The following is a 23,238-nucleotide window of genomic DNA, read 5'->3' as shown; positions in this document are numbered from 1 at the left end:
CTTGTTTCCAGTGGTGCCGGTTGAGAGACTCGAACTCCCGACCCTCTGATTACAAATCAGATGCTCTACCAGCTGAGCTAAACCGGCGGCTGGAGAGGGTGTCACTACTTCGATCAGCGCGCGGGCGCAAGTCAGGTTTATGCGACGCGCTGACTTAGCCGGCCAAACGGGGCTTATAGGCATTGAACCGGTCAAAAGCGTGGAACACATCGCTGACGGCTTCGGGTATGTCGACACCGTGAATCAGGGCGTCCATCTTTGCGACATCCAGCGTGTAGGTCAGGTAGGCACCGTCTGAATGGGTGCAGACACCGCCAAATGTCTTGAAAAGCGCGCGCGCCTTCTTGTTCTCGGCAAGCACATTCGCCTGCATCGTGTCGATCCCTGCTTGCAGGCAGTCACAGATGATCACGGCCATCAGGATGCGCGCAAGTCCGGTATTGTGGAAAGCGTCCAATGTGGCGATGGCAAGCTCTGCAACGCCCGATTCGGGATCCCGCACCACGCGAATCACGCCGATGGCAGGCAGGTCATGCTCACCAAGATCCAGCGCGCCCCAGGCAAGATGGTTGACGCCGTCCACAGCGACAAGGCGCTGTAACACAGGCTCCGGCACCTTCTTCATCCCTGAAAAGAAGCGATAATATCTCGACTGCTCTGACAGGTTCGCGATTGTATCGCGTATACGCAGGCTGTCCTGCGGCCGGATGGGCCTCAGATAGATGCGCTTGCCTGTCTTGAGGCTCGTATAGATCGCCCGGTTGTCCATGCGCCATATGTTGCACCGCAGCATTAGAAAGCAATGCCCCTGCGGCAGCCTGACCGCATTTTCTGATTGCGCTATCATTTCGGTGGCAGACCAAATTCTCGCAATCACCTTGCAACCGCCCCATTCGCCCAACGGCTTGCACGTTTCGGCCCCATTTCATGCGTAGATCCAGTACCAACAACGATAAGTGCATGAAGGAATACACTATGAAACGCTCGATGATCGCCCTCGCCGGTTTGACTGTCGCCGCCGTTATGCAGGCCCCGGCCTTTGCCGAGGTGGCGCCTGCTCCGCCGACCCAACCGGCCGACATATCTCACGCCAAGTCCTGTGAAGATGTCAGTATGTCCGTTTATTTCTCGGCCTATGAATCCATGCTCTCCTCTTATTCGATGCGTGCAGTGAATGCGGCCAGCGACCGGCTCGCCGGGTGCGCTGTAACTGAAATCAATGCTGAAGTCGTGTCTGAAGAAGCCCATGACGACGAAGATCTGGCCGACCTGTCGGAAGCCCGAGCTCAAGCTGTTCTGGATGCCTTCAACGCCCGCGGCATCCAGGCACGTGAAGTCCACACTGATATCTCACCCAAGGTCGATGTGGCCATGCCTGCAGGCACCAACGCCCCACTGGCACGCCGCGTCGACATCGTTCTGACGGCGCAGCCCGGCTACGGCCTCTAGTACCCATTCATTTGGCTGGCACGGAGGGTGCCTCACCGCTCCCCTCTGTGCAAACACTGCCCCGGACCGGTCGCTTGACGGTTCGGGGCTTTTTTTGGTGCTCGCGCCAAGACTGACGCCGCAACTGCCCAATTCCGCCCAAGTTTCTTTCTTTTCCGGCTCATCACGCTAAAAGTCCCGTTTCAGCGGGCATGCAGCCCGATTCACGCCTCCTCAGAGGCAAAACCGGAAAGAAATACCCTCATGTCGCGACCCCGGCGCATTCTGATCACCTCCGCTCTGCCCTATATCAACGGCATCAAACACCTCGGCAACCTCGCAGGCTCCATGCTGCCAGCCGACGTCTATGCTCGTGTGATGCGCCTGATGGGCAACGATGTGACTTATATCTGCGCCACCGACGAACATGGTACGCCCGCCGAACTGGCCGCACAGGCCGCTGGCATGACCGTGCAGGCCTATTGCGACGAACAGTTCGAGATCCAGCGCAAGGCTGGCGAAGGCTTCAACCTGTCCTTCGACTGGTTCGGCCGCTCATCCCGCCCGGCCAACCATGCCCTGACACAGCACTTCGCGCAGGCGCTGGAGGCGCGGGGCCTGATCGAGGAACGCACGTCGAAGCAGGTCTATTCGGTCGATGACGGCCGCTTCCTGCCCGATCGCTATGTTGAAGGCACATGCCCGCACTGCGGCTTCGAAAAGGCGCGCGGAGACCAATGCGATAATTGCGGAAACCTGCTCGACCCCGTCGACCTGATCAATCCCTATTCTGCCGTCTCCGGCGGAACCAATATCGAGATCCGCGACACCAACCATCTCTATCTGCTGCAGGAGAAGTCGCAGGACGAGATCCGCGCATGGGTGAACAAGAAAGGCGCCAACTGGCCAAGCCTCGCCGTCTCGATTGCCAACAAGTGGCTGGACGAGGGCCTCATCGCCCGCTCTATCACGCGTGACCTTTCATGGGGCATCAAAGTGCTCGGCCCGGACGGCGCGCCTCGGCCCGGGTATGAGGACAAGGTCTTCTATGTCTGGTTCGATGCACCGATCGAATATATCGCCGCGACACAGGAATGGGCCGAAGCCACAGGCGGTGATTGGGAAGCCCTCTGGCGCACCGACAAGGGCGCCGATGAGACTGAGTATGTCCAGTTCATGGGCAAGGACAATGTCGCCTTCCACACGGTCAGTTTCCCGGTCACGCTGCTCGGAAGCGGCGAGCCATGGAAGACGGTCGACAAGCTCAAGGCCTTCAATTGGGTCACCTGGTATGGTGGCAAGTTCTCGACCAGCAACAAGCGCGGCGTCTTCATGGACCAGGCGCTAGAGCTGCTCCCGTCAGACTATTGGCGCTGGTACCTGATCGCCAATTCGCCGGAAGGCTCCGATGCAGCCTTCACATGGGAAGGCTTCCAGGCCGCCGTTAACTCCGACCTCGCCAACGTGCTCGGCAATTTCGTCAACCGCATCACCAAGTATGCTGCCAGCAAATTTGACGGCCAGGTGCCCGCCGCAGGCGAGCAGGGCGACGCAGAGGCGTGGATGACAGCCGAGCTGGCCGAGCGCCTGCCCCGCCTGATCGAACATTATGAAGCCATGGAGTTCCGCAAGGCCGCTGCCGAAACACGCGCCATCTGGGCGGCAGGCAACGAATACCTCACCAAGGCCGAGCCATGGGTGAAGTACAAGAATGATTTCGATGCGGCCGCTGTCGGGGTGCGCGCAGGCCTGAACCTCGCCGCCCTTTTCGGCATTCTCGCCCTGCCGATCATTCCGGATGCCGGCAAGAAAATCCTTGATGCCCTTGGCATCCCGGAAGAGCACCGTAACCTGCCCGGCGCCAAGCCGGACACGGATTTCGCAAAGCTGCTGGATGCCCTGCCCCATGGCATGCCGATCACGCCGCCAGATGTCCTCTTCCAGAAGATCGAAGACGAGCAGGTCGCCGCATGGACCGAGCAGTTCGGCGGCGGCAACTGAGCCTCAGTTGGCGGCGGGTAGTTCGCTCGCCGCAGACGGTACCCAGTGTGTTGCTTCAGGATATATGTCGTCAAAATCGCCCCGGATCGACGGGCCGTAGACGGGGTTTGGCAACACGAACCAGCCATTACCCCACAGGTCTGTAATCGCAGGCGCTTCGGTCAGCACTTTCCGGTCCATCACGCTCAATGTCTTCTCGTTGAACGGATCTGCAATGTCGCCCAACTGGTCACCGACCAGTGCGATCACGCAATAATTCTCCGAGATCATCATGCGCCGGCCGTCCTTGCCGGATCCGTCCGGCGCATCGCCACGCAGGAACAGCGTCGAGCCATGGGAAAACTCACCAATACCGGCGGCTTTCAGAGTCGCTTCGGTCCCGGCGGCATTCTCTGCCGCGCGATTCGTGTTGACGATCACCGTGACACCGGCCTCACGGATGCGCGCCAGAGCCTCCAGCGCGCCCGGAATGGCCACCGCCTTGCCCGCACCGGTCTTCTCCCATTCGTCCCAGATGGCCGGGTCAAAGCCGATGCCCATACGGCCGAAGGCCGCCATGGATCCGAGGTTCCAGATCAGCGTCTCGTCGGCGTCAAACACGGCGGCGAGCGGTTTGCCTTCACACGCCAGGAAACCCGGCTGCACAGGCGAGCTATCCGGCGTCAGCACAACACCATATGTCGGCGCCTCAGCCGCCTTTGCCTCGACATAGTCTGCAATCGTTGCCCATGCCTGGCGCATCACAACGCTCGCCTCGGCTGATCCGAACAACCATTGCTGGCCCGCTGTGGGCTCCGGCGCAGCAGCCGCCACGACGGGCACGACATCGGCAGGCGTCTGGACTGGCGCGGTCTGGCAAGCGGCCAGCAACGCCACGAAGGCAACACTCATGATCTGTTTCATGCCGCGTATTTCAATCGGGAACGCCCGAAAGTCCATCTGCTAGATTGTCGCCCACGCCTGCTTCATCACGCGTTCGAAGTTACGGCCCATCACCTTGTCGACAACACCGGACTTGTAACCCAGCAGCGCCAGCCTGTCGGCGATCATGGACATGCGCTGCGGGCCGTTCAGCCCCTCAACAAAGGGCATCGGCCCCTCACCCGGCGCCGCTACGCCCGCCTCGCGACGCGCAGTAATGGACTCGTCCCACGCCGCCTTGCTTTCAGGGCTCGTGTCGAAGGCCAGCATGAGCGCGTCGCTGCCAATGCCGACATGGTCTTCGCCGCACATGTTCAGCGCATGCTCAAGATGCGCCATATAGGCTGAAAGGGGCGTCTGCGTCAGATCTGGCGTCAGATAGCTCAGCTCGTAAAGGCCAACCACGCCGCCCTTCCCGGCAAGCGCGCGCAGAACGTCATCCGTCTTGTTGCGTGGATGAGAATTTACCGCCGCACACCCTGCATGTGTTATCGCCGGGGCGTGGCTTGATGCCTTGATGGCTTCGAGGGTCGTCTCCCGGTCCGAATGGCTGAGATCGAGCAACACCCTGTTCGCCTCCATCACCGCAATCGCTTCGCGGCCAAGCGCAGTCAGGCCCTTTGGACCTTCCGTCACCATCACGCCCGTACCGAACGGAGAAGCCACGTTGTACGAAAGCTGCATGATCCGCACACCACGCCCTGCAAACTCCGCAATCCGTTCGGTCTTGCCCTCATGCATCGTCGAGGCCTCAAATCCCAGGATGATACCAACCCGCTCCGTCGCAAAAGCGGTCTCGATATCCGCCGCAGAGTCGATCTTCATGAACACATCAGGATTGTTCGCGAATACTTTCGCGTAGGCGCCCAGCTCTTCCAGAGTCTCATCATAGGTGCCCTGGCTTCCGCCAGCCGTAATCTTGAGCGCGGTTATACCCGTTGAACGAATAAGGGCCTTGTCCTCATCGCTCAGTGGTTCATCAGAATTGCCGGGAATGACCATATTGCCATTGATCATCATACGACGATGTTCGGCTGGTGCACCTGCCAGCGCTGTACGCCCCGCACATGCGCCAAGAAGACCAATGGCAGAAAAGCCTGCCCCAACCTGAAGAACATTCCGTCTCGAAAAAGTCATGTAGGCTACCTGTCTATTTAACGCGGCCCATGTACGTTCCGCGCCGCACACTCTGTCAATCACGTGCGCTCGAACACGACAGCGAGATTGTTCGCGGGCATCTCGATAATTTCCTGCAGGATCATGTCCGCCAGCGACGCGAGCGGCAGCAGCTCCATCTCGAGATCGCGAACGCCCCATTCCATATCCCGTCGTTTCAGGTCTTCGCTGAAACGCGCATTGGACGGCGCCATGACCCCGTCGCGCCCGAAAGGCCCATAGAGAAACAACCGCCCGCCGGGCTTAAGAAGTCTGCCCGCGCCAGCAAACAGGCCCTCCACGGCGCTCATCGGCGCAATGTGCACCATGTTGATGGAGACCACGACGTCCCATGGCCGCTCCGCCTCCGCCTCGCCCCAGTCGGCAAGGCTTGCATCCAGCACCAGTGGCCCGTGCAGCCGATCATGTTCCGCCGCCGCGACCCAGGCGGCCTGGCTGTCCCGGCTGGCCGCATCCACGTCAGAGTAGGTCCAGTCGAGGCCTGTCAGTGCCTCCGTCAGGAACGCGCCATGCTCGCCGGTGCCGGACGCAATCTCCAGCACGCGTCCCTCGCGCGCAACGTGCTCGGCAAATGCGTCCCGGATCGGCTCGCGATTGCGGGCAACCGATGGCGAAAAGCGCCGCCCGTCCTCGCCAGCCTCGCGAGCTTCCAGCGCAACAGGCTTGGGCGGCGTCTCGCTCACGCGCGCGCCGTAAACCGGCTACGCAGTTCAGGTTTCAGGATCTTCCCGTTGGCATTGCGTGGTAGGGGCTCATCCTGGAACTGGATCTCGACCGGCACTTTGAACGCCGCCAGAATTCCCGCGACATGTGCCCGCAGCTCATCCTGCGTCACCGTCTTGCCCGGCTTCAGCTGCACCACGGCGCCAACTTCCTCGCCCAGCACCTTGTGCGGAATACCAACCACAGCCGCGTCCATTACTGCCGGATGATCGTAGAGCGCGCTCTCGACTTCGATACAGTAAATGTTCTCTCCGCCCCGTATCAGCATGTCCTTCGCGCGGTCGACGAGGAAGAGGAAACCCTCTTCATCAATGCGCGCGAGGTCACCCGTCACGACCCAACCGTCGCGGAATGTTTCGGCGGTTGCTTCAGGCCGGTTCCAGTAACGCTTGCAGTTCGACGGACTCTTGCACCACAGTTCGCCAACCTCGCCAGCGGGCATCGTGTTGCCATCCGGATCGCAGATCTTCAGTTCGACAGCGCCGGGAGGCGCGCCGGCGCTCGACGGACGGTTCACATAATCCTCGCCGATATTCAGCGTTGCCGTGGCGCAGGTCTCGGTCATGCCCCAGCCATTGCCGGGGGCCGCATCAGGAAAGCGCTTCTTGATCGTGCTGACCAGTTCCGGCGCAGACGGTGCGCCGCCATATGAGATCGCCTGGATCGATGACAGGTCATACTTGTCCCGGTCCGGATGTTCCAATAATTGCCATGCGATAGCCGGAACGCCGCCTACCGCCGTAATCTTCTCGCGCTCGATGATCGGCAGCGCTTCGCCAGCATCCCACTTGTACATCGCGACAATCTTGTCACCACGCAGCATGGACGGGATCAGGATCGCGAACGAGCCGGTCGCATGGAAGAACGGAATGGCCAGCAGCGTGGCCTTCTGCTCGTTCGGGTCGGGTTCCGGAATTGCCTCGCCACGCCGCAGCAGCATGCGCGCCTGACAGGTTGATGAATTGAACATGTTGGAAATGACCGCGCGGTTCGTTGCCAAGGCGCCCTTTGGCTTTCCGGTCGTCCCCGACGTGTACATGATCGTCGCATCGTCTTCCGGACCGATCTCGACAGCAGGGAGGCCGATATCATCCAGCTCCCCCCAGCTATTGGCATCGCCAATATAAGTCTCGAGGCCCTTCACGCGCGGATCGGCATGGTCCTCGCCCTTGTCGCGAGCGATGATGACATGCTCCAGTTCCGGCAGCTTCTTCATATGCTCGCGCATGCGCTCATAGATCTGGCCGTCAACAACGGCGAGCTTCACGCCGGCAAAGGACAGGCCGTATTCGAGTTCGTCGCCGGTCCACCAAGAGTTCATCGGCGTCGCGATGGCGCCGATGCTGCAGGCCGCAAAGAAAGCCACCGGCCATTGCGGATAGTTGCGCATGATAATTGCAACCCGGTCGCCCTTCTCGATGCCATAAGTCTCACGCAGCACTTTCGCGAAATGCTGGACGGCGCGCATCATGCCCTTGAAGGTGACGCGCTCATCCTCGTAAACGACATAGTCGCGCTCGGGCCATGTGGCTGCGGCCATCTCGAGGATCGAGCGGATTGTTGGCGGCGCGTTGACGTAGACCTTCATCTTCACGCCGTCGACTTCGCCATCCCTGATTTCCAGGGGGGAGCCCGGGCCGCCTAGCGCGGCATTGGCATCCGCTATGGACATGACAGGCCAGGCGGGCGCAGCGCTATCTGCAGGCATTCGGTATCCTCCGGTGATTTCTTCTCTGAAACACAGAAACCACGCCCCTTGAGGGGTTTAAAGTACCCTAGGTGTTGAAACGCCGCTTTCAGGGCAAAAAAATACCCCGCAGCCTCGGCTGCAGGGTATTTTGGGGAAAATTGTCTCGAAAACCTATTTTCCGAAATCGCAGAACCGCAGTTCGCGTGTCGTGCCATCAAGCTCCACGGCTTCATAGGTCCGACCTGTCAGCTCGTCGCCTTCACAGAGGTAGCCGATGTCATACATGGCAATCAGGGCCTCATTGCTAGGCTGCAGGTCATTTGCAATCATCAGGTCAATGGCGTCCTCGTGCATGCCCAGCTCCATGAGGAAGTTGAACTTCTGCATCTTGCTCGTTTCGGGCTGGGCGAGCTGGGTTTCCAGCGTGGTCACCTTGCCGCGCGCGGAATCCAGCATCGGAACGGCCGCCGTGTACCATTCCGTATCGCTATAGGAATCGACGATCTCTTCGAAATCCTCAACGGCGCCAACGGCATCATAACCGCCCGGCCCGAAGCGGATCTCGCCACGACGGAACAGCGCCTCGGCCATCTCTTCCTTGCTCAGGGTCGGGCTGCCCAGCAGCTGCGTCAGCCGGTCCACGGCTGCCTGGGTATTGCCGGCATCTACCAGGTTCTCCACTGTCTGCATGGCGAGTTCAAAGGCGCTGTCCGGCGCCGTACTGGCTGCTTCGGCATCGATGCCACCAGGCACCTTCACTGTTTCGGGCGCCGAGGCACAAGCCGCCAGCATGAGAGCGGAAGCAGCAGCAAGTAGAGAAATGCGGATCATGTGTGAGGGCTCCATAGGGACGGTCTGTTGGCGTGTGATGAACTTCCCTAACCGCCCAAGCCGAGCGGAGACAGGGCGGCATTGTGGAGAAAGTGTGTTTCTTACGATTGCGCCGGGTTTTCAGGCGCTGCGCTGCCACACCAGTAAATGTTTTCAAGGTCCGGGCGCGTATCACCCACCGTATAGACCGGCGCGCCGCCATCCTCATCCTCGCAAAGATATCCGGCGGCCTTCAGCTTACCGACCTGCGATTCGTTCGGACTGATCCCTGACTTGCGATAGCGCGCAGCCGCCTCGTCGTGCGCGCCAAGCAGCCATTTGCTGTCGAACCACTGCGAGAGGGTCAGCATGCGCTTCAGCCCGGCCTCGACCGTCTCCACGTCGGCCTCCGCGAACGCCAGTTCCTCTTTCGCATTCTGCACAAGCGGATGGTCAGGCGCCAGCTTGAGCATCGACTCGAAATCCTTCACGGCACCCGGGCGGTCGTCGCTAGCCTGACGGCGCAGGCTGCCACGCGCATAAAGCGCACGGGCGCGTTGGTCGGTCGAGAGATCGCTGCGGTCCAGAAGGGCGGTCAACGTCTTGTCCGCTTCATAGGGATTTGTGTCCGACTTCGCTTCCGACATGGCCACCTCAAAGGCAGGGCCCATGTCAGTCGGCGGCGCCGTGGCACATCCTGCCAGGAAAACAGCAACAACAAGTGCACGAAGAGGAATCAGTCTGGGGGTCATGCGGGCACCCTACTCCGGGTCAGACTCGCCAAACAAATTGCATTTCCGTCATGTCTGCTAAGCGCGGGCCAAACGGTCGATTTCAGCGATATCACCACGTCCGAGTGCTTCGATGGCGCGGGCTGCAATATGGCGGGCCGTCAGCCCAGCGGCTTCATACATGGCGTCTGGCGTATCATGGTTCTGGAATTCATCCGGCAGCGTCATCGGACGAATGCGCAGGCCCCGATCGAGCGCGCCGACACGGGCCAGATGCTCCAGCACAAAGCTGCCGAAACCGCCCGTCGCGCCTTCTTCCAAAGTGATCAGCACTTCATGGTTTTTCGCAAGCCGCTCGACCAGTTCAGTATCCAGCGGCTTGGCAAAGCGCGCATCTGCAACGGTCACGGAAAGGCCTTGCGCCGACAGCATCTCGGCCGCTTTCAGCGCCTCCTGCAGACGCGTACCATAGGAGAGCAGCGCAATCGTTGTGCCTTCGCGCAGGACACGGCCCTTGCCGATTTCCAGCGGCAGCAGCAAATCCGGGATCGCAATGCCCGTACCCTCGCCGCGCGGGTAACGGAACGCGCTCGGCCGGTCATCAATCTGCGCAGCGGTCAAAACCATGCGCGCCAGCTCCGCCTCATCGGCGGCTGCCATGCAGACCATGCCCGGTAAGGCTCCCATGAAGCCGATGTCGAAACTGCCCGCATGCGTCGGTCCGTCAGCGCCGACAAGCCCAGCCCGGTCGATCGCAAAGCGGACCGGCAGACGCTGGATCGCCACATCGTGGACGACCTGATCATATCCGCGCTGCAGGAAGGTCGAATAGATCGCACAGAATGGGCGCATGCCATCCGCCGCAAGGCCCGCGGCAAACGTCACCGCATGCTGTTCGGCAATGCCCACATCGAAGCTGCGCTCAGGAAACGACTTCTCGAAAATATCCGTGCTGGTGCCGGAAGGCATCGCCGCCGTGATCGTACAGATCTTGGGGTCACTCTCGGCCAGCTTGGTCAGCGTCTGGCCGAACACTTTCTGATAGGCTGGCGCCTTGGGCTTGGCCTTGGCCTGCTCACCGGTGATGACCGAGAACTTGGACACGCCATGATACTTGTCGGCCGAATTCTCGGCGTGGGTATAACCCTTCCCCTTTTGCGTCACCGCATGGATCAGGATCGGCCCCTCGCGCATCGCCTTCACGTTCTCGAGGATCGGGATCAGCGTATCGAGGTCATGACCGTCAATAGGCCCGATATAATAGAAGCCGAGTTCCTCGAACAGCGTGCCGCCCATGGCGAAGCCGCGAAGGTACTCTTCCGCGCGCCGCGCCGGCGATTCCAGCCCCATCGGGCTCACCATTTTCTTGGCGATCTTGCGCAGGCCCCGGTAGGGCCGTGAGGAAACCAGTTTCGACAGGTAATTACTCATCGCACCAACCGGCGGAGCAATCGACATGTCATTATCGTTGAGGATCACGATCAGGCGCGACTTGTCTGCACCCGCATTGTTCATCGCCTCGTAGGCCATGCCGGCCGTCATCGCGCCATCGCCGATCACGCAGATGACGTCATTGTCCTTGCCTTGCAGGTCGCGCGCCTTGGCAAAGCCGAATCCTGCTGAAATCGAGGTCGAGGCATGCGCGGCGCCGAACGGATCATATTCGCTCTCGTCGCGCTTGGTGAAGCCGGACAGGCCACCGCCCTGCCGCAGCGTGCGCATCTGGTCACGCCGTCCGGTCAGGATCTTGTGCGGATAGCACTGGTGGCCGACATCGAAGATCAGCTTGTCATCCGGCGCATCGAACACGGCATGGATCGCCACGGTGAGTTCCACCACGCCCAGACCGGACCCCAGGTGCCCACCGGTCACCGACACGACATCAATGACTTCCTCGCGGACCTCTTGCGCAATCTGCTTCAGTTCCGCCCGCGACCGGCCTTTCAGGTCGTCTGGCGAATTGATCGCATCGAGGAGCCGGTTGGGGCTGAGTTCGGTCATCTTTCCCTGGAGCCTTGAATAGTGGCTGTCTGTCTTAAGACATATTGTAAGTGCTTATACTATGACACGCCCTGTTTAACGGGTTCTATCCAGTACAAAATCAACGGATTGCAGCAGAATATCGGCCTTATTGCGGAATATTGCGAGGTGTTCCTTCGCCTGAGCGGCGAGTAGCCGCACACGCTGCCGGGCGCCATCCACCCCCAGAAGGGTCACAAAATTCGCTTTTCCGGCAATTTCGTCGGTCCGAAGTGGCTTGCCAACGGCAGTTTCGTCGCCCGTCGCATCCAGCAAATCGTCTGCAATCTGGTAGGCGAGGCCGAGATCATTCGAAAACCCAGCCAGTGCGTTACGCTCCAGTTCCCGCGCCCGCCCGATGATGCCTGCCGCTTCCGTGGCATAGGAAATCAGCGCACCTGTTTTCAGCCGCTGCATGCGCGTAATCGTGTTCAGGTCGCGCGGGCTGTCCTCTTCCAGCATGTCGATCATCTGGCCGCCCACCATGCCACGCGCACCCGCCGCATCGGCCAGACGCTCGATCAGCATCACGCGAACGGCGGGATCCTCATGCGTTTCGCTGGACGCAAGTATCTTGAAAGCCAGTGTCAGCAGGCCGTCACCCGCCAGCACGGCTGTCGCCTCATTGAACGCCTTGTGCACCGTCGGCTGTCCCCGCCGGAAATCATCATTGTCCATGCAGGGCAGGTCATCATGCACCAGCGAATATGTGTGAATGCACTCAAGCGCGGCAGCTGTGCGCAGCAGGGTCTTTTCCGGCGCCTCGAACATGGCGCCCGTCTCCAGCAGGAAAAAGGGGCGCATCCGCTTGCCATTGGCGAGCGCGGCGTGGCGCATGGCGCGCATCAGGTCCGCTTCCGGGCCGCTCGCAGGCGGGATCAGCTGGTCGAGCGCGACGGTGACCTTGTCGGCAACCTCCTTCAGCCGCAGCTCGAAGTCTGCCTCGTCCCCCATAGGTGCATCGGCCCTAGTCAAAGCTTGCGGGCTCGGTCGTCACGCCGCCCGCGCCTTGCACGATCTGCTCAACTTTCAGCTCGGCCGATTTGAGGCGCGACTCGCAATGGGCCTTCAGCGCAGCACCGCGCTCATAGATGGCAATGGATTTTTCCAGCTCGACTTCACCGGCTTCGAGCTGCTTGACGATGCCTTCCAGTTCGGAAAGCGCCTCCTCGAAGCTCATCTTGTCGATGGATTTGTCTTTTGCATCAGCCATGGTGTTCTTGCCCATTGATCATTTTGCGGCGACTCTAGAGCGCTCACAGGGCGTCCACAACCACCTTCGCGGTTACTTGCCGTGGTATTCGTAGATGCGATGGCTCCAATAGCTGTCGCCGCCATCGTGGACACAGCGCCAGCCGAGCTTCTTCAACTCCGGCCGCAGCATGCGATTGAACCAGCCATGCGCGGCCAGGTAGACCTTGTGCCCTTCGGACGCAGCATGCAGCTTTGCGGCCGCTTCAGCCGCCCGCACACGTGCTTCAGACACGCTCTCGCCGTCCAGCGCATGGCCACTCAGCCAGGCCGCGCGCGCGAGAATATTCCATGTCTTGGGCAGGTATTTCACACCGACAATGCGCGGCGGCGGCAATGGCGCCTCATTGAAAACAGGGTCATGAACGGCCGCCATATGAGGCGCCGCACGTTCAGCCGTCTGCTGCGCACGGATGCGGGCCGAGGCAAACACCAGCGTGGAATCGGCCACAAGGCCCTTCAGGACATCCGGCGCAAGCTGGTCGTCGCGCAGCGGGCTTTCCTCGTAACGGGCCCACCAGTCCTTGTAATCGCGCCAGCCAAGGCGCGGGCCAGCTGTCCGGTCAAGCTGTGGCCGGCCATGGCGCGAGACCACGATCGGGCCGCGCCGGGGTTCTGTCGATGTCGTATCTGGCATCGCCAATCAGCCTGTCTTCAAACCTGCTCAGGGCCCCGCGAGCCCGGTCTAGGAATTGCCACTAGCGGTGTTGGCGGCGTGCGGCAAGGCGTCAATCGCCCGGCCGCGCGGCAACCTGTTGATGAATGCGAGCCTACAGCCCGCGCCACACGCGTTTCTTGCAGGGTTCGTTGTCTTCGAACTTGCAGCGATAGAGCGACATGATCACCGTTTCGGCCCGGCCAACCAGATGGTCCATCGGCACGAAACCCACCGAGGCCTGGTCCGCTTCAACGCTGAGCGGGCAGCCAACACGGTCCACAACGCCGTCAATCGGTGGGCAATGGCCCGACAGGAAACGGCTATCGAGCGAATTGTCCCGGTTGTCGCCCATCAGGAACAAATGCCCCTCCGGCACAACGAACAGAACCGTATTGTCGCCGCGATCGCCCTTTTCCTGGCGATGCGTCAGCCAGGACTTCCCGTCATCTGCCGTCTCGCGCCATTCATAGGCCGTCACGGCACGGCTCCGGCCATGGGGAACGTAGCGCACGGTGCGAATGTACTCGCTGTCGATGGGATTGCCGTTGATATAGACAGTCTCGCCGATCATCTGGATCCGGTCACCCGGCAGGCCGATCACACGCTTGATCATCACACGCGCCGTATGGGGGTGTTCAAACACTACCACATCGCCGCGCTTTGGCGTGCGGGCAAAGATCCGGCCCTCTGGAATGGGCAGGTACCGGCCAAGGCTGAACGGCAATGAGTAGCGATCATAGCCATAGGCAAATTTCGCCACGGCAACCCGGTCACTCACCTGCAGCGTCGGCACCATGCTCTCGGACGGGATGACCCGTTGCTCGTACAGCAGGCCCGAGAAAATCATGAAAACCGGAATGAAAACCGCAAGCGTCACCGCCCATTCGTGGAGTTCCCGCTTTACCTTCTGGCCGAAGGTCAGGGATTCGTCCTCATCCACGGAGTGGGCCTTTTCGCCGTCGTCTGCCATTGAGGCCTCACCTGATCTGCGTCTCTCAGGAATCTACTTAGACGAAACACGCTTCCCTTGCGAAGGTGTAAACTGTTCCGGCACTGCAAATTGCCCGTCATGACAAGGGGTTCAGCAGCAGGCCTCAGGCCAGTGCGTAACGATCAACGCCGTCTTCGCCCGCCATCCGGACAACTTCGCCGCGATGAATCATGCAGTTCAGGTGCGCAATGGCCTCACCGCTCGCCATGCCGACTTCGTCAGCCTTGATGGCCCGGCCGAACAGACTCGTGAACGTGTCCATAACGGTCAAAGGGCCCTTCTGCATCCGGCCCTTGAGGCGCGATAGCGCCGTCTCATGCCCGTCGATCAGATGGCGCAACCGCGCATGCGCACCCCGGAAAGGCTCATTATGCGCCGGCAGAACCAGCACATCCTCCGGCAGGTGCGCCAGCAGCTTCTCGCAGCTCATCATCCAGTCGAGCAGCGGGTCTGCCTCCGGCTCCGTCGGGTGCACCGACACATTGGATGATATGCGCGGCAATAGCTGGTCGCCTGAAATCACCACATTCAGCGCCGGGCAATAGAGGCAGGAATGTTCCGGCGAGTGGCCATTGCCCATGATCACCTGCCATGTCTGGCCAGCCATCTGCAGCGGATCGCCGTCCGCCAGCCTGCGGAAGGAATCCGGCATCTGGCTGACGCCGCGCCCGAAGCCGCCGAACCGTTCCTTGTAATTCTCGATCTGGGCCTCGTTCCAGCCCGCCCGACGGTAGAAGTCGATCCCCGCCTGCGGCGCCTCGCGCCCCGTGTCCGACACCAGCATCCGGCAGGTCGTGTATTCCAGTCGGCTCATCCACAGCTCAGCGCCGTATTTGTAGCAAAGCCAGCCTGCACAGCCGACATGATCGGGGTGCATATGCGTGACCATCACCCGCTTCAGCGGCTTCTCCGGTGTTACCCGGGCATCCAGCAGCGATTTCCACGCATCGCGCGTTTCCTTCAGAGGCATGCCCGTGTCGACAATCGTCCAGCTGTCACCATCGTCGATCAGCCAGAGATTGATGAACTTGAGGGAGAAAGGCAGCGGCATGCTGACCCATTCAATCCCCGGCGCAACCTGAATCGTCTCGGCCAGCTCCGGCCGCACATCACCGTGCGGATAGTCGAGGTTGGGCCGCTTCGGTGTCTTTGTCTGAAATCCGTCCATGACCCAGCATATGCCAAGCCTGCCATGCGTCGAGCCATCACGCTGGGTCAGGCGCCGGCAAGGCCTCCTGCAGCATCTGAACCAGCTCGCTCACCGGCCGCGTGGCATCCATCCGCACCGCGTCATCGGGCACATCCAGCGCCGCCAGCTGGCTCTCCAGGAGGCTGACCGGCATGAAATGCCCCGCCCGCGACGCCATGCGCGTCCGCAAATCAACCGCCGGCACATCCAGCCACACAAAGCGGCACACACGCCCACTATCTCGCAGCAGACTCTCCTGCACGAACCGCGTCAGCGCCGAACAGGCCAGCACCATGCGCGGCGCCTGGCTCTGCGCCACATGCGCAGTGATGGCACCTATCCATCCTGTCCGGTCTTCATCTGTCAGGGGCGTACCGGACGCCATTTTCTCGCGATTGGCCTCAGGGTGAAACGCATCCGCCTCGACGAAGGGCCAACCTGCCGCCTCTGCCAGTCCGGCGCCCACCGTGGTCTTGCCGCTACCCGCGACACCCATCACGATGACGAGGTCTCTCATTTTATCGGCGTCCGTTTGCGGGGCGCCAGCTTGGTCCGCTTGAACTTCGGCTCATTGGGCTTGGGCTTGGACGAGGGCGGCGCATCACTGCGCGGCTTGCCGATCGGTTTCTTGCCGGCGCCGGGCGGGCGTTTGCCCCCGGCTGGTGGGCGTTTGCCAGCAGGCGCCGGGCGCCGCACCGGTTCGGCAATCACGGGCGCCGTCGGCTCAGCCGAAAAACCCTTCGCTTCCCAGCGCAACAGCTCGTCGCGTTCCCGTGCACTGATCGGCCGCCACTTGCCCTCCGGCAGCCCGGCCAGCGACAGCGGCCCGATCCGCACCCGCATCAGGTCCAGCACGCGCAGGTCGACCAGGTCGCACATCCGACGAATCTGCCGGTTGCGGCCCTCGCGCAGCAGGAATTTCAGCTCATTGCCCTTGATCACCGTCACCGCAGCCGGTCGCAACTGGCGCCCGTCCAGCTCCAGCCCGTGGCGCAACAGCTTCAGCTTCTCCTCGGTCACGTCGCCGCGCACTTTGACGTGGTATTCCTTCTCCAGCTTGCTTTCCGGCCCGATTAGCGCCTTCGCCAGAACGCCGTCTTCCGACATGATCAGCAGGCCGCGGGAATCCTTGTCCAGCCGCCCCAACGGCGCCAGCTTGTTGTTGCGCCCCGGAATGGCATGCGCCCGACCAGACAGGCTTTCCTCATTGATCAGGCGCACGGCGGGAATCTCTCCCGGCTCCGGCGTGCCCGACACAATACCGACGGGCTTGTGGAACATCAGGGACAGCTGGTTATCCAGCCGCCGCGCCGCCTTCTCGGTGAGGCTCAGCGTCTGCCCGTCCTCGATCTTGTAGCCCGCCTCGGTCAGCACCTCGCCATTGATCTTGACGAGGCCCTTCTCGATCAGCGCATCGGCCTCGCGCCGCGAGCATACGCCCTCGGTCGCCAGCCACTTGTTGACGCGCATCGGCTCACTGCCGGAATATGTCTTGGTCCACGCCATGGCCGAATGATGCCTCCTGCGGCGGTTTTGCCCGTCATATAGGCAGGCCGGGCGCCTCGCAACCTGATGTCGACACGCTTGGCGATTCCGGCCATACGCGCGCACCCATGTCTCAATCGCCCGCTCCCCTGTCCGCGCCAGCCCTGGCGTTTATGTTGCTCATTCTGGGCACGACGCTCGGCATTGCGGGGACAGACCTTGTCCTGCCTGCCATCCCTGCGCTTCCCGATACGCTCGGCGGTAGCCAGGCCATGGCCCAGCTGGTGCTGGCCGCCTTCGTGGCGGGCGGCTGCGTGGGGTTGATCCTCTATGGCGAACTTGGGGCGCATTTCGACCAGCGTAACCTGCTTGTCTGGTCTTTCATGGGTTACGCCCTGATCTCTCTCGGGTGCATCCTTGCCCCTTCCATGACCGTTCTGGTGGGCTTGCGCTTCCTTCAGGGGCTCACAGGCTCGGCCGCAGCGGTCTTCGCGCCGGGCATGATCCGCGCCATGTTCAGCGAGGCGCGCGCCGTCCGGGCCCTCGGCTTCATGGGCAGCGTTGAATCCCTCGTCCCGGCGCTCGCCCCCGTGGTCGGCGTCTGGCTGCTCGTCTCCTTTGGCTGGAAAAGCTCGTTCATCGCGATCGGCGCGCTCAGCCTGCTCGTCGCCGCTTTGGTCGGCGCCCTGCGCCGCCGCTTGCCGGCGCCAGATCCGACGCGCGGCGCAGGTAGCTATCTCCACCTTGCAGCGAACCCCGTCTTCCTGCGCTACGCCCTCAGCCAGGCCTTCACACTGGGCGGCCTGCTCATCTTCGTGTTCGGCGCGCCAGCGATGATCACGAAAGGCCTCGGCGGCACGCTGAATGATTTCATCATCATGCAGGTCGCCGGCATCGCGGTCTTCATCATCGCCTCAAACCTTGCAGGTCGCCTCGTCGACACGTTCGGCCCAGAGCGGATGATCTGGTTTGGCACGGCACTGTCTGCGGCAGGCGTCGTGGCGCTGCTGATCTATGGCCTGCTCGGCGGCAGCCACCCCATCGCGCTCGCCATCCTGTTTGCGCCGGTCAATGCCGGGCTCGGCTTTCGCGGCCCTCCCGGATTCTACCGTGCGATTGTTGCATCCGGCGGCGATGACGCCCGGGGCGCCGCACTCGTGCTCCTCGCGATCCTGATGACGACCGCTATTGGCACCGCCGCAGCGGCGCCCTTCGTGACCCTCGGCATTACACCGCTGGCCACCATCGCCGCCGCCGTATCCTGCGGCTCGCTGCTCTGCCTTGCGGTCCTGCCAAAATTGAAGGCCTGAGCCGGGATCAGACCCCGAACAGCGCTTCGCTATTCTCGAGGAACCGGCTGCCGCCTTCGGTAATGCTGGCCACCTTGCCCGGCGCCGCTGCCAAAGCTGTCTCGGCAAAGAAGCCTGCCAGGGCCAGCCGCCGCGCCCGCGCTGCGCCGTCGCTGGTGCGGGCTGCCACGGCGGCCTTGGTCAGGAAGTGCCCGCCGATCACGTCGCCGGCGAGTTCCAGATAGGCCGTCGCCCCGGCCAGCGCCTTGTCCTGATTGCGGCTCTTCATCTGCTCCAGCATCCAGTCGCTGGCGGTACGCAGCGCATCGGCGCCCGCCTTCAGCCGATCAGCGATCTGCACCAGCTGCGGGTCATTCGTCGCCCGCGCCGCCGCCGCCGAGGCCTCGACCTCGCCCAGCATCACGCGCATGGACTCGCCATTCGTGCCGCTCAGCTTGCGGCCGACAAGATCAATCGCCTGAATGCCGTTCGTGCCTTCATAGATCGGCGCAATCCGCGCATCGCGGTAAAGCTGCGCCGCCAGCGTCTCGTTCATGAAGCCCATGCCGCCATGTACCTGCACGCCCATGCTCGCCACTTCGACGCCCATGTCGGACGACCAGGCTTTCGCAATCGGCGTGAGCAAGTCTTCGCGCAGCTTCGCGGCCTGCCGCGTTTCGGAGTCCGGTGCCGCCTCGGCAAGATCGGCTGCCACGGCGCAGGCATAGCAGATGGAACGCGCCGCCGCGACGCGGGCACGCATCGTGGTCAGCGTACGCCGCACATCCGCATGGTGCAGGATCGGCACGGGGCCATCGACGCCCTTGATCATGCCCTGCTTTCGCTCCTGCGCGTAGGTAAAGGCCGTCTGGTAGGCCGCTTCGCCCACCGCCACGCCCTGCAGGCCGACATTCAGACGCGCCGCGTTCATCATCGTGAACATGCAGGCGAGGCCCTTGTTCGCCTCGCCGATCAGCCAACCCTTGGCATTGTCATATTCCATCACGCAGGTCGGAGAGGCGTGGATGCCCATCTTCTTCTCCAGGCCGATACATTTGGCGCCATTGCGCGCGCCTGGTGTGCCATCCTCCTGCATCAGGAACTTTGGCACGAGGAAAAGCGACACGCCGCGCGATCCCACAGGTGCATCCGGCAGGCGCGCCAGCACGAGATGCACGATATTCTCGGCCACATCATGGTCGCCCCAGGTGATGTAGATTTTCTGCCCGCTAATGGCATAGCTGCCATCGTCCTGCGGCACGGCTTTTGTCTTCAGTGCGCCGACATCGCTGCCGGCCTGCGGCTCGGTGAGATTCATCGTGCCGGTCCATGTCCCGGAGACGAGATTGGGCAGGTAGGCGGCCTTCAGCTCATCGCTGCCATGCGCCAGCAGCGCCTCGATCGCACCAAAGCTCAGCAGCGGGCAAAGGCCGAACGCCATGTTGGCCGCATGGAACATTTCCATCACGGCCAGCGACAGGGCTTTCGGCAGACCCTGCCCGCCCCATTCCTCAGGCGCGGTCAGGCCCATCCACCCGCCATCCCGAAACGCCGCATAGGCCTCGGCAAAGCCCGGCGCGGCCTTCACGCCATCTTCGGTTAGCGTCGCGCCTTGCGAATCGCCGGTCTGGTTGAGCGGCGCCAGCACATCACGCGCCAGCTTCGCTGCTTCGTCCAGGATTGGTGCGAGCAGTTCCGGGTCATAGGCCTCAAGCCCGGCCAGACCCTCAAGGCGCTTCAAACCCGCAACGGCTTCAAGGGTGAAAGCCATTTCGTCGAGGGGCGCATCGTAGGCCATCTGGGGTGTCTCCGGATTGTGAATAGATGTTATTCGCGATAAGCAGTTACCGCGCCTACGGCCAAGGTCCAAGTGCAGTCCAGAATTACCGTTCTGCAATTTTCAGCCATCAGGAGTTATCCCCATGCGCCTATTTCTAGCCTCCGTATCCGCCATCGCGCTCGTTGCGTGCAGCGGCCCAGCCTCGACACCAGCCGAAACGGCTGAAGCTCCCGTCGAAGCGACCCCAACCGCCGCACCAGCTGAAGCACCCGCTGCCGAAGTAAAATACGGCAAAGCGGCCACCTACAAACTCGACCCGAACCACGCCTCGCTGACTTGGCGCGTGAAGCACATGGGCCTGTCCAACTACACGGCCCGCTTCACCAAGTTCGACGCAACGCTCGAATTCAATCCCGATGATGCCTCGGCCACTTCGCTGACCGCCACAATCGACCCAACATCGGTGGAAACCGACTATCCGGGCGACTTCAAGGCCGGCCACCCCGACAGCCCGTACAGCTCGTTCGACGAAGAAATCAGCCAGAGCCCTGACTATTACAATGCCGGCGCGTTCCCGGAGATCACGTTCAAGTCCACCGATATCACCAAGACCGGTCCTGACACCGGCACGGTGACGGGTGACCTGACCTTCCTCGGCGTGACAAAGCCAGTCACGCTCGACGTGAAATACAATGGCGTCGCCAACTTCCCCTGGGCGCCTGAAGAAGACCATATCGGCTTCTCCGCCACGGGCACTCTGACACGTTCGGAATTCGGCCTGTCTGCCGGCACGCCTTATGTCGGCGACGAAGTTGAAATCGTGATCGAAGCCGAATTCGCCGAAGTCGGCGCTCCAGCCGAATAAGGGACCACCCGACTTCATGTCCGCTACCAATACATCACGCTACACAGCCGTCGCGATCGCCCTTCACTGGGCGATCGCGATACTCATCCTCTTCATGATCTGGCTCGGCTGGAACATGGAAGATAACGAGACACGCTACCAGCTGCACAAGTCGATCGGGATCTCGATCCTGCTCCTCTCCGTGGCACGTGTTGCCTGGCGCCTGATGAATCCGCCGCCGGCACTTCCCGCGGACATGAAACCTATCGAGGTAAAGGCATCGCACTGGGTCCACATGGGCCTTTACGTGCTGATGATCGCCATGCCCCTGCTCGGCTGGGCCCTGGTCTCGACCTCGAAATTCCAGGTTCCGACCGTCCTGTTCGGCACGGTCAGCTGGCCCAACCTGCCTTTCCTCGGCGGCCTGCGCGGAAACGAAATCGTCCACGCCATTCTCGAAACCCTCCACTCCAAGGGCGCATGGGTCATTATCGGCCTGCTCGTCCTGCACGTGGCTGGCGCCATCAAGCACGAAGTCTCCGGCGAGGAAGGCGTCTTGAAACGCATGATTCCCGGCCTGTTCGGCAGTACGGCGGCGCCACAACCGCCGGCCCGCGGCTTCCTTGTCGCCCTCGGTGGCTCCACGCTGATCTTCGCGCTGATCGCTGCGGCGCCCCTCATCAGCCAGTCCACGGGAAACGCGAGTACGCCTGCGCACATGCCGCCCGCTGCGGAAGGTGAAGCGCAAGTCGCAGCCGCTCCCGCGATCGAGCCCAACTGGACCGTCGATTATGACGCCTCCGTGATAAGCTTCTCGGGCGTCCATGACGGCAATGACTTCACCGGCACGTTCAAGGACTGGACGGCCGATGTCGCCTTCTATCCGGACGATCTCGCCAGGTCCGCCGTCCTCGTCACCATCCAGACAGGAACGGCCGCCACGCCCAAGAAGCTCTATAATGACAGCCTGCGCGCCCCGGAATGGTTCGACGTCAAAACTTATCCCGCCGCCACGGTCCGCCTGTCAGACTTCGCCAAAACCGATACGGGCTATACGGCCACTGCCACCTTGCAGCTGAAACAGCGCAGCGTCAGCACGCCGCTCGCCTTCACGCTCGATATCAATGGCGATGTGGCCACGCTGAATGGCGAAGCGATGTTCGATCGCAAGGAACTCGATCTCGGCCAGACGTCCGATCCGAACGCCCAGTGGGTCAAGGATGCGGTCAAGGTGACGGTTACCGGGCAGGCGACGCGCAAATAGGTTCCGCCGCTCGCACCGCAATGCTATGGCGGCGCCCATGACCGCGAAGATCGTAACCCCGACGCCAGACGTGCTGGCACGCGCCGCAGATGTGTTGCGCATTGGCGGCCTTGTCGCCATGCCGACCGAGACCGTCTACGGCCTTGCCTGCGATGCGGCCAATCCTGATGCTGTGGCCGGGCTCTACGAGGCCAAGGGCCGCCCCCGCTTCAACCCGCTGATCGCCCATGTCGCGTCACAGGCCATGGCCGAACGCGAAGCCGTGTTCACCCCGCTCGCCCGCAAGGCAGCGGAAGCTTTCTGGCCCGGCCCGCTCACCATGGTGCTGCCCGTCGCCGCAACCGGCCAGACCTGCGACCTCGCCCGCTCCGGCCTCGACACGATTGCGCTGCGCCGCCCGGCCCATCCGGTGGCGCAGGCCCTGCTCGATGTGTTCGGCGGACCGCTTGTTGCGCCGTCCGCGAACCGGTCCGGCCATGTCAGCCCGACCACGCCGGAACACGTCCGCAGCGATCTCGCCGGTAAGGTCGCCTACATTCTCGATGGCGGTCCGTGCGCGCGCGGCATCGAGTCCACCATTGTCGCCTTCACCGGCGAAACGCCCGTGCTGCTCCGCGCTGGCTCCCTCGAAACGGCCGAGATCGAAGCCGTACTTGGCCTTAGGCTGGCGCGCCCCGGCGACGCTTCTGGCATCACCGCGCCCGGTCAGCTGAAGAGCCACTATGCGCCTCGCGCGACGCTTCGCCTGGACGCGGCCACACCCATGTCCGGCGAAGGCTATCTCGGCTTTGGCGACCACTGCCCGCTGGAGGGCAATCTTTCGCCGACGGGCAACCTGGCCGAAGCCGCCGCCAACCTGTTCGCCATGCTGCGCGCATTCGACCTCCGCTATGAGCGGATTGCCGTCGCCCCCATTCCGCGCACCGGCCTTGGCGAAGCCATCAATGACCGCCTCGCCCGCGCCGCCCATCGCGACTGATCCTCTCGC

At 62.2% G+C, this 23,238-nt stretch carries 22 protein-coding genes and 1 tRNA gene; 6 read left to right on the top strand and 17 right to left on the bottom strand.

What is annotated here, in order from left to right; all coding sequences use genetic code 11:
* Positions 1–11: 11 nt before the first annotated feature.
* Both HY30_RS03490 and HY30_RS03485 read right to left on the bottom strand, forming a co-directional pair.
* Positions 12–87, bottom strand: a tRNA-Thr gene (locus HY30_RS03490).
* A 67-nt stretch (positions 88–154) separates the two neighbouring features.
* On the bottom strand, positions 155–769 hold the full coding sequence (locus HY30_RS03485; protein ID WP_051614756.1) for a GNAT family N-acetyltransferase: 615 nt from the start codon (positions 767–769) through the stop codon (positions 155–157).
* A 206-nt stretch (positions 770–975) separates the two neighbouring features.
* Here HY30_RS03485 and HY30_RS03480 point away from each other — a divergent pair, with 206 nt between their 5' ends.
* Together HY30_RS03480 and metG are read left to right on the top strand one after the other, a co-directional pair.
* Positions 976–1,449, top strand: coding sequence for an OmpA family protein (locus HY30_RS03480; protein ID WP_034737125.1), 474 nt, complete (start codon positions 976–978; stop codon positions 1,447–1,449).
* A 243-nt stretch (positions 1,450–1,692) separates the two neighbouring features.
* A complete protein-coding gene (metG, locus tag HY30_RS03475) occupies positions 1,693–3,429 on the top strand; it encodes a methionine--tRNA ligase (protein WP_034737124.1) in 1,737 nt (578 codons plus the stop codon).
* Between the two features lie 3 nt (positions 3,430–3,432).
* Here the strand turns inward: metG and HY30_RS03470 are convergent, their stop codons facing one another.
* The 14 genes from HY30_RS03470 to HY30_RS03405 form a co-directional block, all read right to left on the bottom strand.
* A complete protein-coding gene (locus HY30_RS03470) occupies positions 3,433–4,332 on the bottom strand; it encodes a 5'-nucleotidase, lipoprotein e(P4) family (protein ID WP_034737174.1) in 900 nt (299 codons plus the stop codon).
* Between the two features lie 39 nt (positions 4,333–4,371).
* Positions 4,372–5,487, bottom strand: coding sequence for a dipeptidase (locus HY30_RS03465; RefSeq protein ID WP_081812033.1), 1,116 nt, complete (start codon positions 5,485–5,487; stop codon positions 4,372–4,374).
* 59 nt (positions 5,488–5,546) lie between these two features.
* A complete protein-coding gene (locus tag HY30_RS03460; protein WP_034737122.1) occupies positions 5,547–6,209 on the bottom strand; it encodes a DUF938 domain-containing protein in 663 nt (220 codons plus the stop codon).
* Positions 6,206–7,957, bottom strand: coding sequence for a class I adenylate-forming enzyme family protein (locus HY30_RS03455; RefSeq protein ID WP_034737120.1), 1,752 nt, complete (start codon positions 7,955–7,957; stop codon positions 6,206–6,208). Before HY30_RS03455 ends, HY30_RS03460 begins: the two co-directional genes overlap by 4 nt.
* A gap of 153 nt (positions 7,958–8,110) precedes the next feature.
* Positions 8,111–8,770 (bottom strand): hypothetical protein, encoded by a 660-nt coding sequence (locus tag HY30_RS03450; RefSeq protein ID WP_034737118.1) that lies wholly within the window; start codon positions 8,768–8,770, stop codon positions 8,111–8,113.
* A gap of 101 nt (positions 8,771–8,871) precedes the next feature.
* Entirely contained in the window at positions 8,872–9,501 is a 630-nt protein-coding gene (locus tag HY30_RS03445) for a hypothetical protein (protein ID WP_155839233.1), read from the bottom strand.
* A gap of 57 nt (positions 9,502–9,558) precedes the next feature.
* Positions 9,559–11,481 (bottom strand): 1-deoxy-D-xylulose-5-phosphate synthase, encoded by a 1,923-nt coding sequence (gene dxs / locus HY30_RS03440; protein ID WP_034737113.1) that lies wholly within the window; start codon positions 11,479–11,481, stop codon positions 9,559–9,561.
* A 75-nt stretch (positions 11,482–11,556) separates the two neighbouring features.
* Complete coding sequence (locus tag HY30_RS03435; protein ID WP_034737111.1) at positions 11,557–12,453, bottom strand: polyprenyl synthetase family protein; 897 nt, start codon at positions 12,451–12,453, stop codon at positions 11,557–11,559.
* A gap of 13 nt (positions 12,454–12,466) precedes the next feature.
* Positions 12,467–12,712, bottom strand: a complete 246-nt coding sequence (locus HY30_RS03430) for an exodeoxyribonuclease VII small subunit (RefSeq protein ID WP_034737169.1) — start codon at positions 12,710–12,712, stop codon at positions 12,467–12,469.
* A 72-nt stretch (positions 12,713–12,784) separates the two neighbouring features.
* Positions 12,785–13,387 carry a histidine phosphatase family protein gene (locus HY30_RS03425; RefSeq protein ID WP_034737108.1) on the bottom strand — a complete coding sequence of 201 codons (603 nt, stop codon included), beginning with the start codon at positions 13,385–13,387 and terminating at the stop codon, positions 12,785–12,787.
* 133 nt (positions 13,388–13,520) lie between these two features.
* A complete protein-coding gene (gene lepB, locus HY30_RS03420; RefSeq protein ID WP_051614751.1) occupies positions 13,521–14,378 on the bottom strand; it encodes a signal peptidase I in 858 nt (285 codons plus the stop codon).
* 124 nt (positions 14,379–14,502) lie between these two features.
* Positions 14,503–15,567, bottom strand: a complete 1,065-nt coding sequence (locus tag HY30_RS03415) for an MBL fold metallo-hydrolase (RefSeq protein WP_034737106.1) — start codon at positions 15,565–15,567, stop codon at positions 14,503–14,505.
* A 37-nt stretch (positions 15,568–15,604) separates the two neighbouring features.
* Positions 15,605–16,105 carry a gluconokinase gene (locus tag HY30_RS03410; RefSeq protein ID WP_034737103.1) on the bottom strand — a complete coding sequence of 167 codons (501 nt, stop codon included), beginning with the start codon at positions 16,103–16,105 and terminating at the stop codon, positions 15,605–15,607.
* On the bottom strand, positions 16,102–17,094 hold the full coding sequence (locus HY30_RS03405; RefSeq protein ID WP_081812032.1) for a pseudouridine synthase: 993 nt from the start codon (positions 17,092–17,094) through the stop codon (positions 16,102–16,104). The genes HY30_RS03410 and HY30_RS03405 overlap by 4 nt, the downstream gene beginning before the upstream one ends.
* Before the next feature lie 152 nt (positions 17,095–17,246).
* Here HY30_RS03405 and HY30_RS03400 point away from each other — a divergent pair, with 152 nt between their 5' ends.
* Positions 17,247–18,383, top strand: coding sequence for an MFS transporter (locus HY30_RS03400; RefSeq protein ID WP_051614748.1), 1,137 nt, complete (start codon positions 17,247–17,249; stop codon positions 18,381–18,383).
* A gap of 7 nt (positions 18,384–18,390) precedes the next feature.
* Here HY30_RS03400 and HY30_RS03395 read toward each other — a convergent pair whose 3' ends face one another.
* Positions 18,391–20,160, bottom strand: coding sequence for an acyl-CoA dehydrogenase family protein (locus tag HY30_RS03395; protein WP_034737099.1), 1,770 nt, complete (start codon positions 20,158–20,160; stop codon positions 18,391–18,393).
* Between the two features lie 124 nt (positions 20,161–20,284).
* On the opposite strand from HY30_RS03395, the gene HY30_RS03390 reads away from it, so the two are divergent.
* From HY30_RS03390 to HY30_RS03380, 3 genes are read left to right on the top strand one after another with little or no spacing between them, the layout of a single operon-like run.
* A complete protein-coding gene (locus HY30_RS03390) occupies positions 20,285–21,007 on the top strand; it encodes a YceI family protein (RefSeq protein WP_034737096.1) in 723 nt (240 codons plus the stop codon).
* 16 nt (positions 21,008–21,023) lie between these two features.
* Positions 21,024–22,250 (top strand): cytochrome b/b6 domain-containing protein, encoded by a 1,227-nt coding sequence (locus HY30_RS03385; RefSeq protein ID WP_034737094.1) that lies wholly within the window; start codon positions 21,024–21,026, stop codon positions 22,248–22,250.
* Positions 22,251–22,287: 37 nt separating this feature from the next.
* Positions 22,288–23,229: an L-threonylcarbamoyladenylate synthase gene (locus HY30_RS03380; RefSeq protein ID WP_199286275.1), complete on the top strand. Its 942-nt coding sequence runs from the start codon at positions 22,288–22,290 to the stop codon at positions 23,227–23,229.
* Positions 23,230–23,238: the final 9 nt, after the last annotated feature.

Origin of the sequence: Hyphomonas chukchiensis, assembly GCF_000682695.1 — a bacterium.
GTDB lineage: Bacteria > Pseudomonadota > Alphaproteobacteria > Caulobacterales > Hyphomonadaceae > Hyphomonas > Hyphomonas chukchiensis.
Note: the sequence above shows the minus strand (reverse complement) of the source record. Positions and strands in the feature narration are given on the sequence as shown.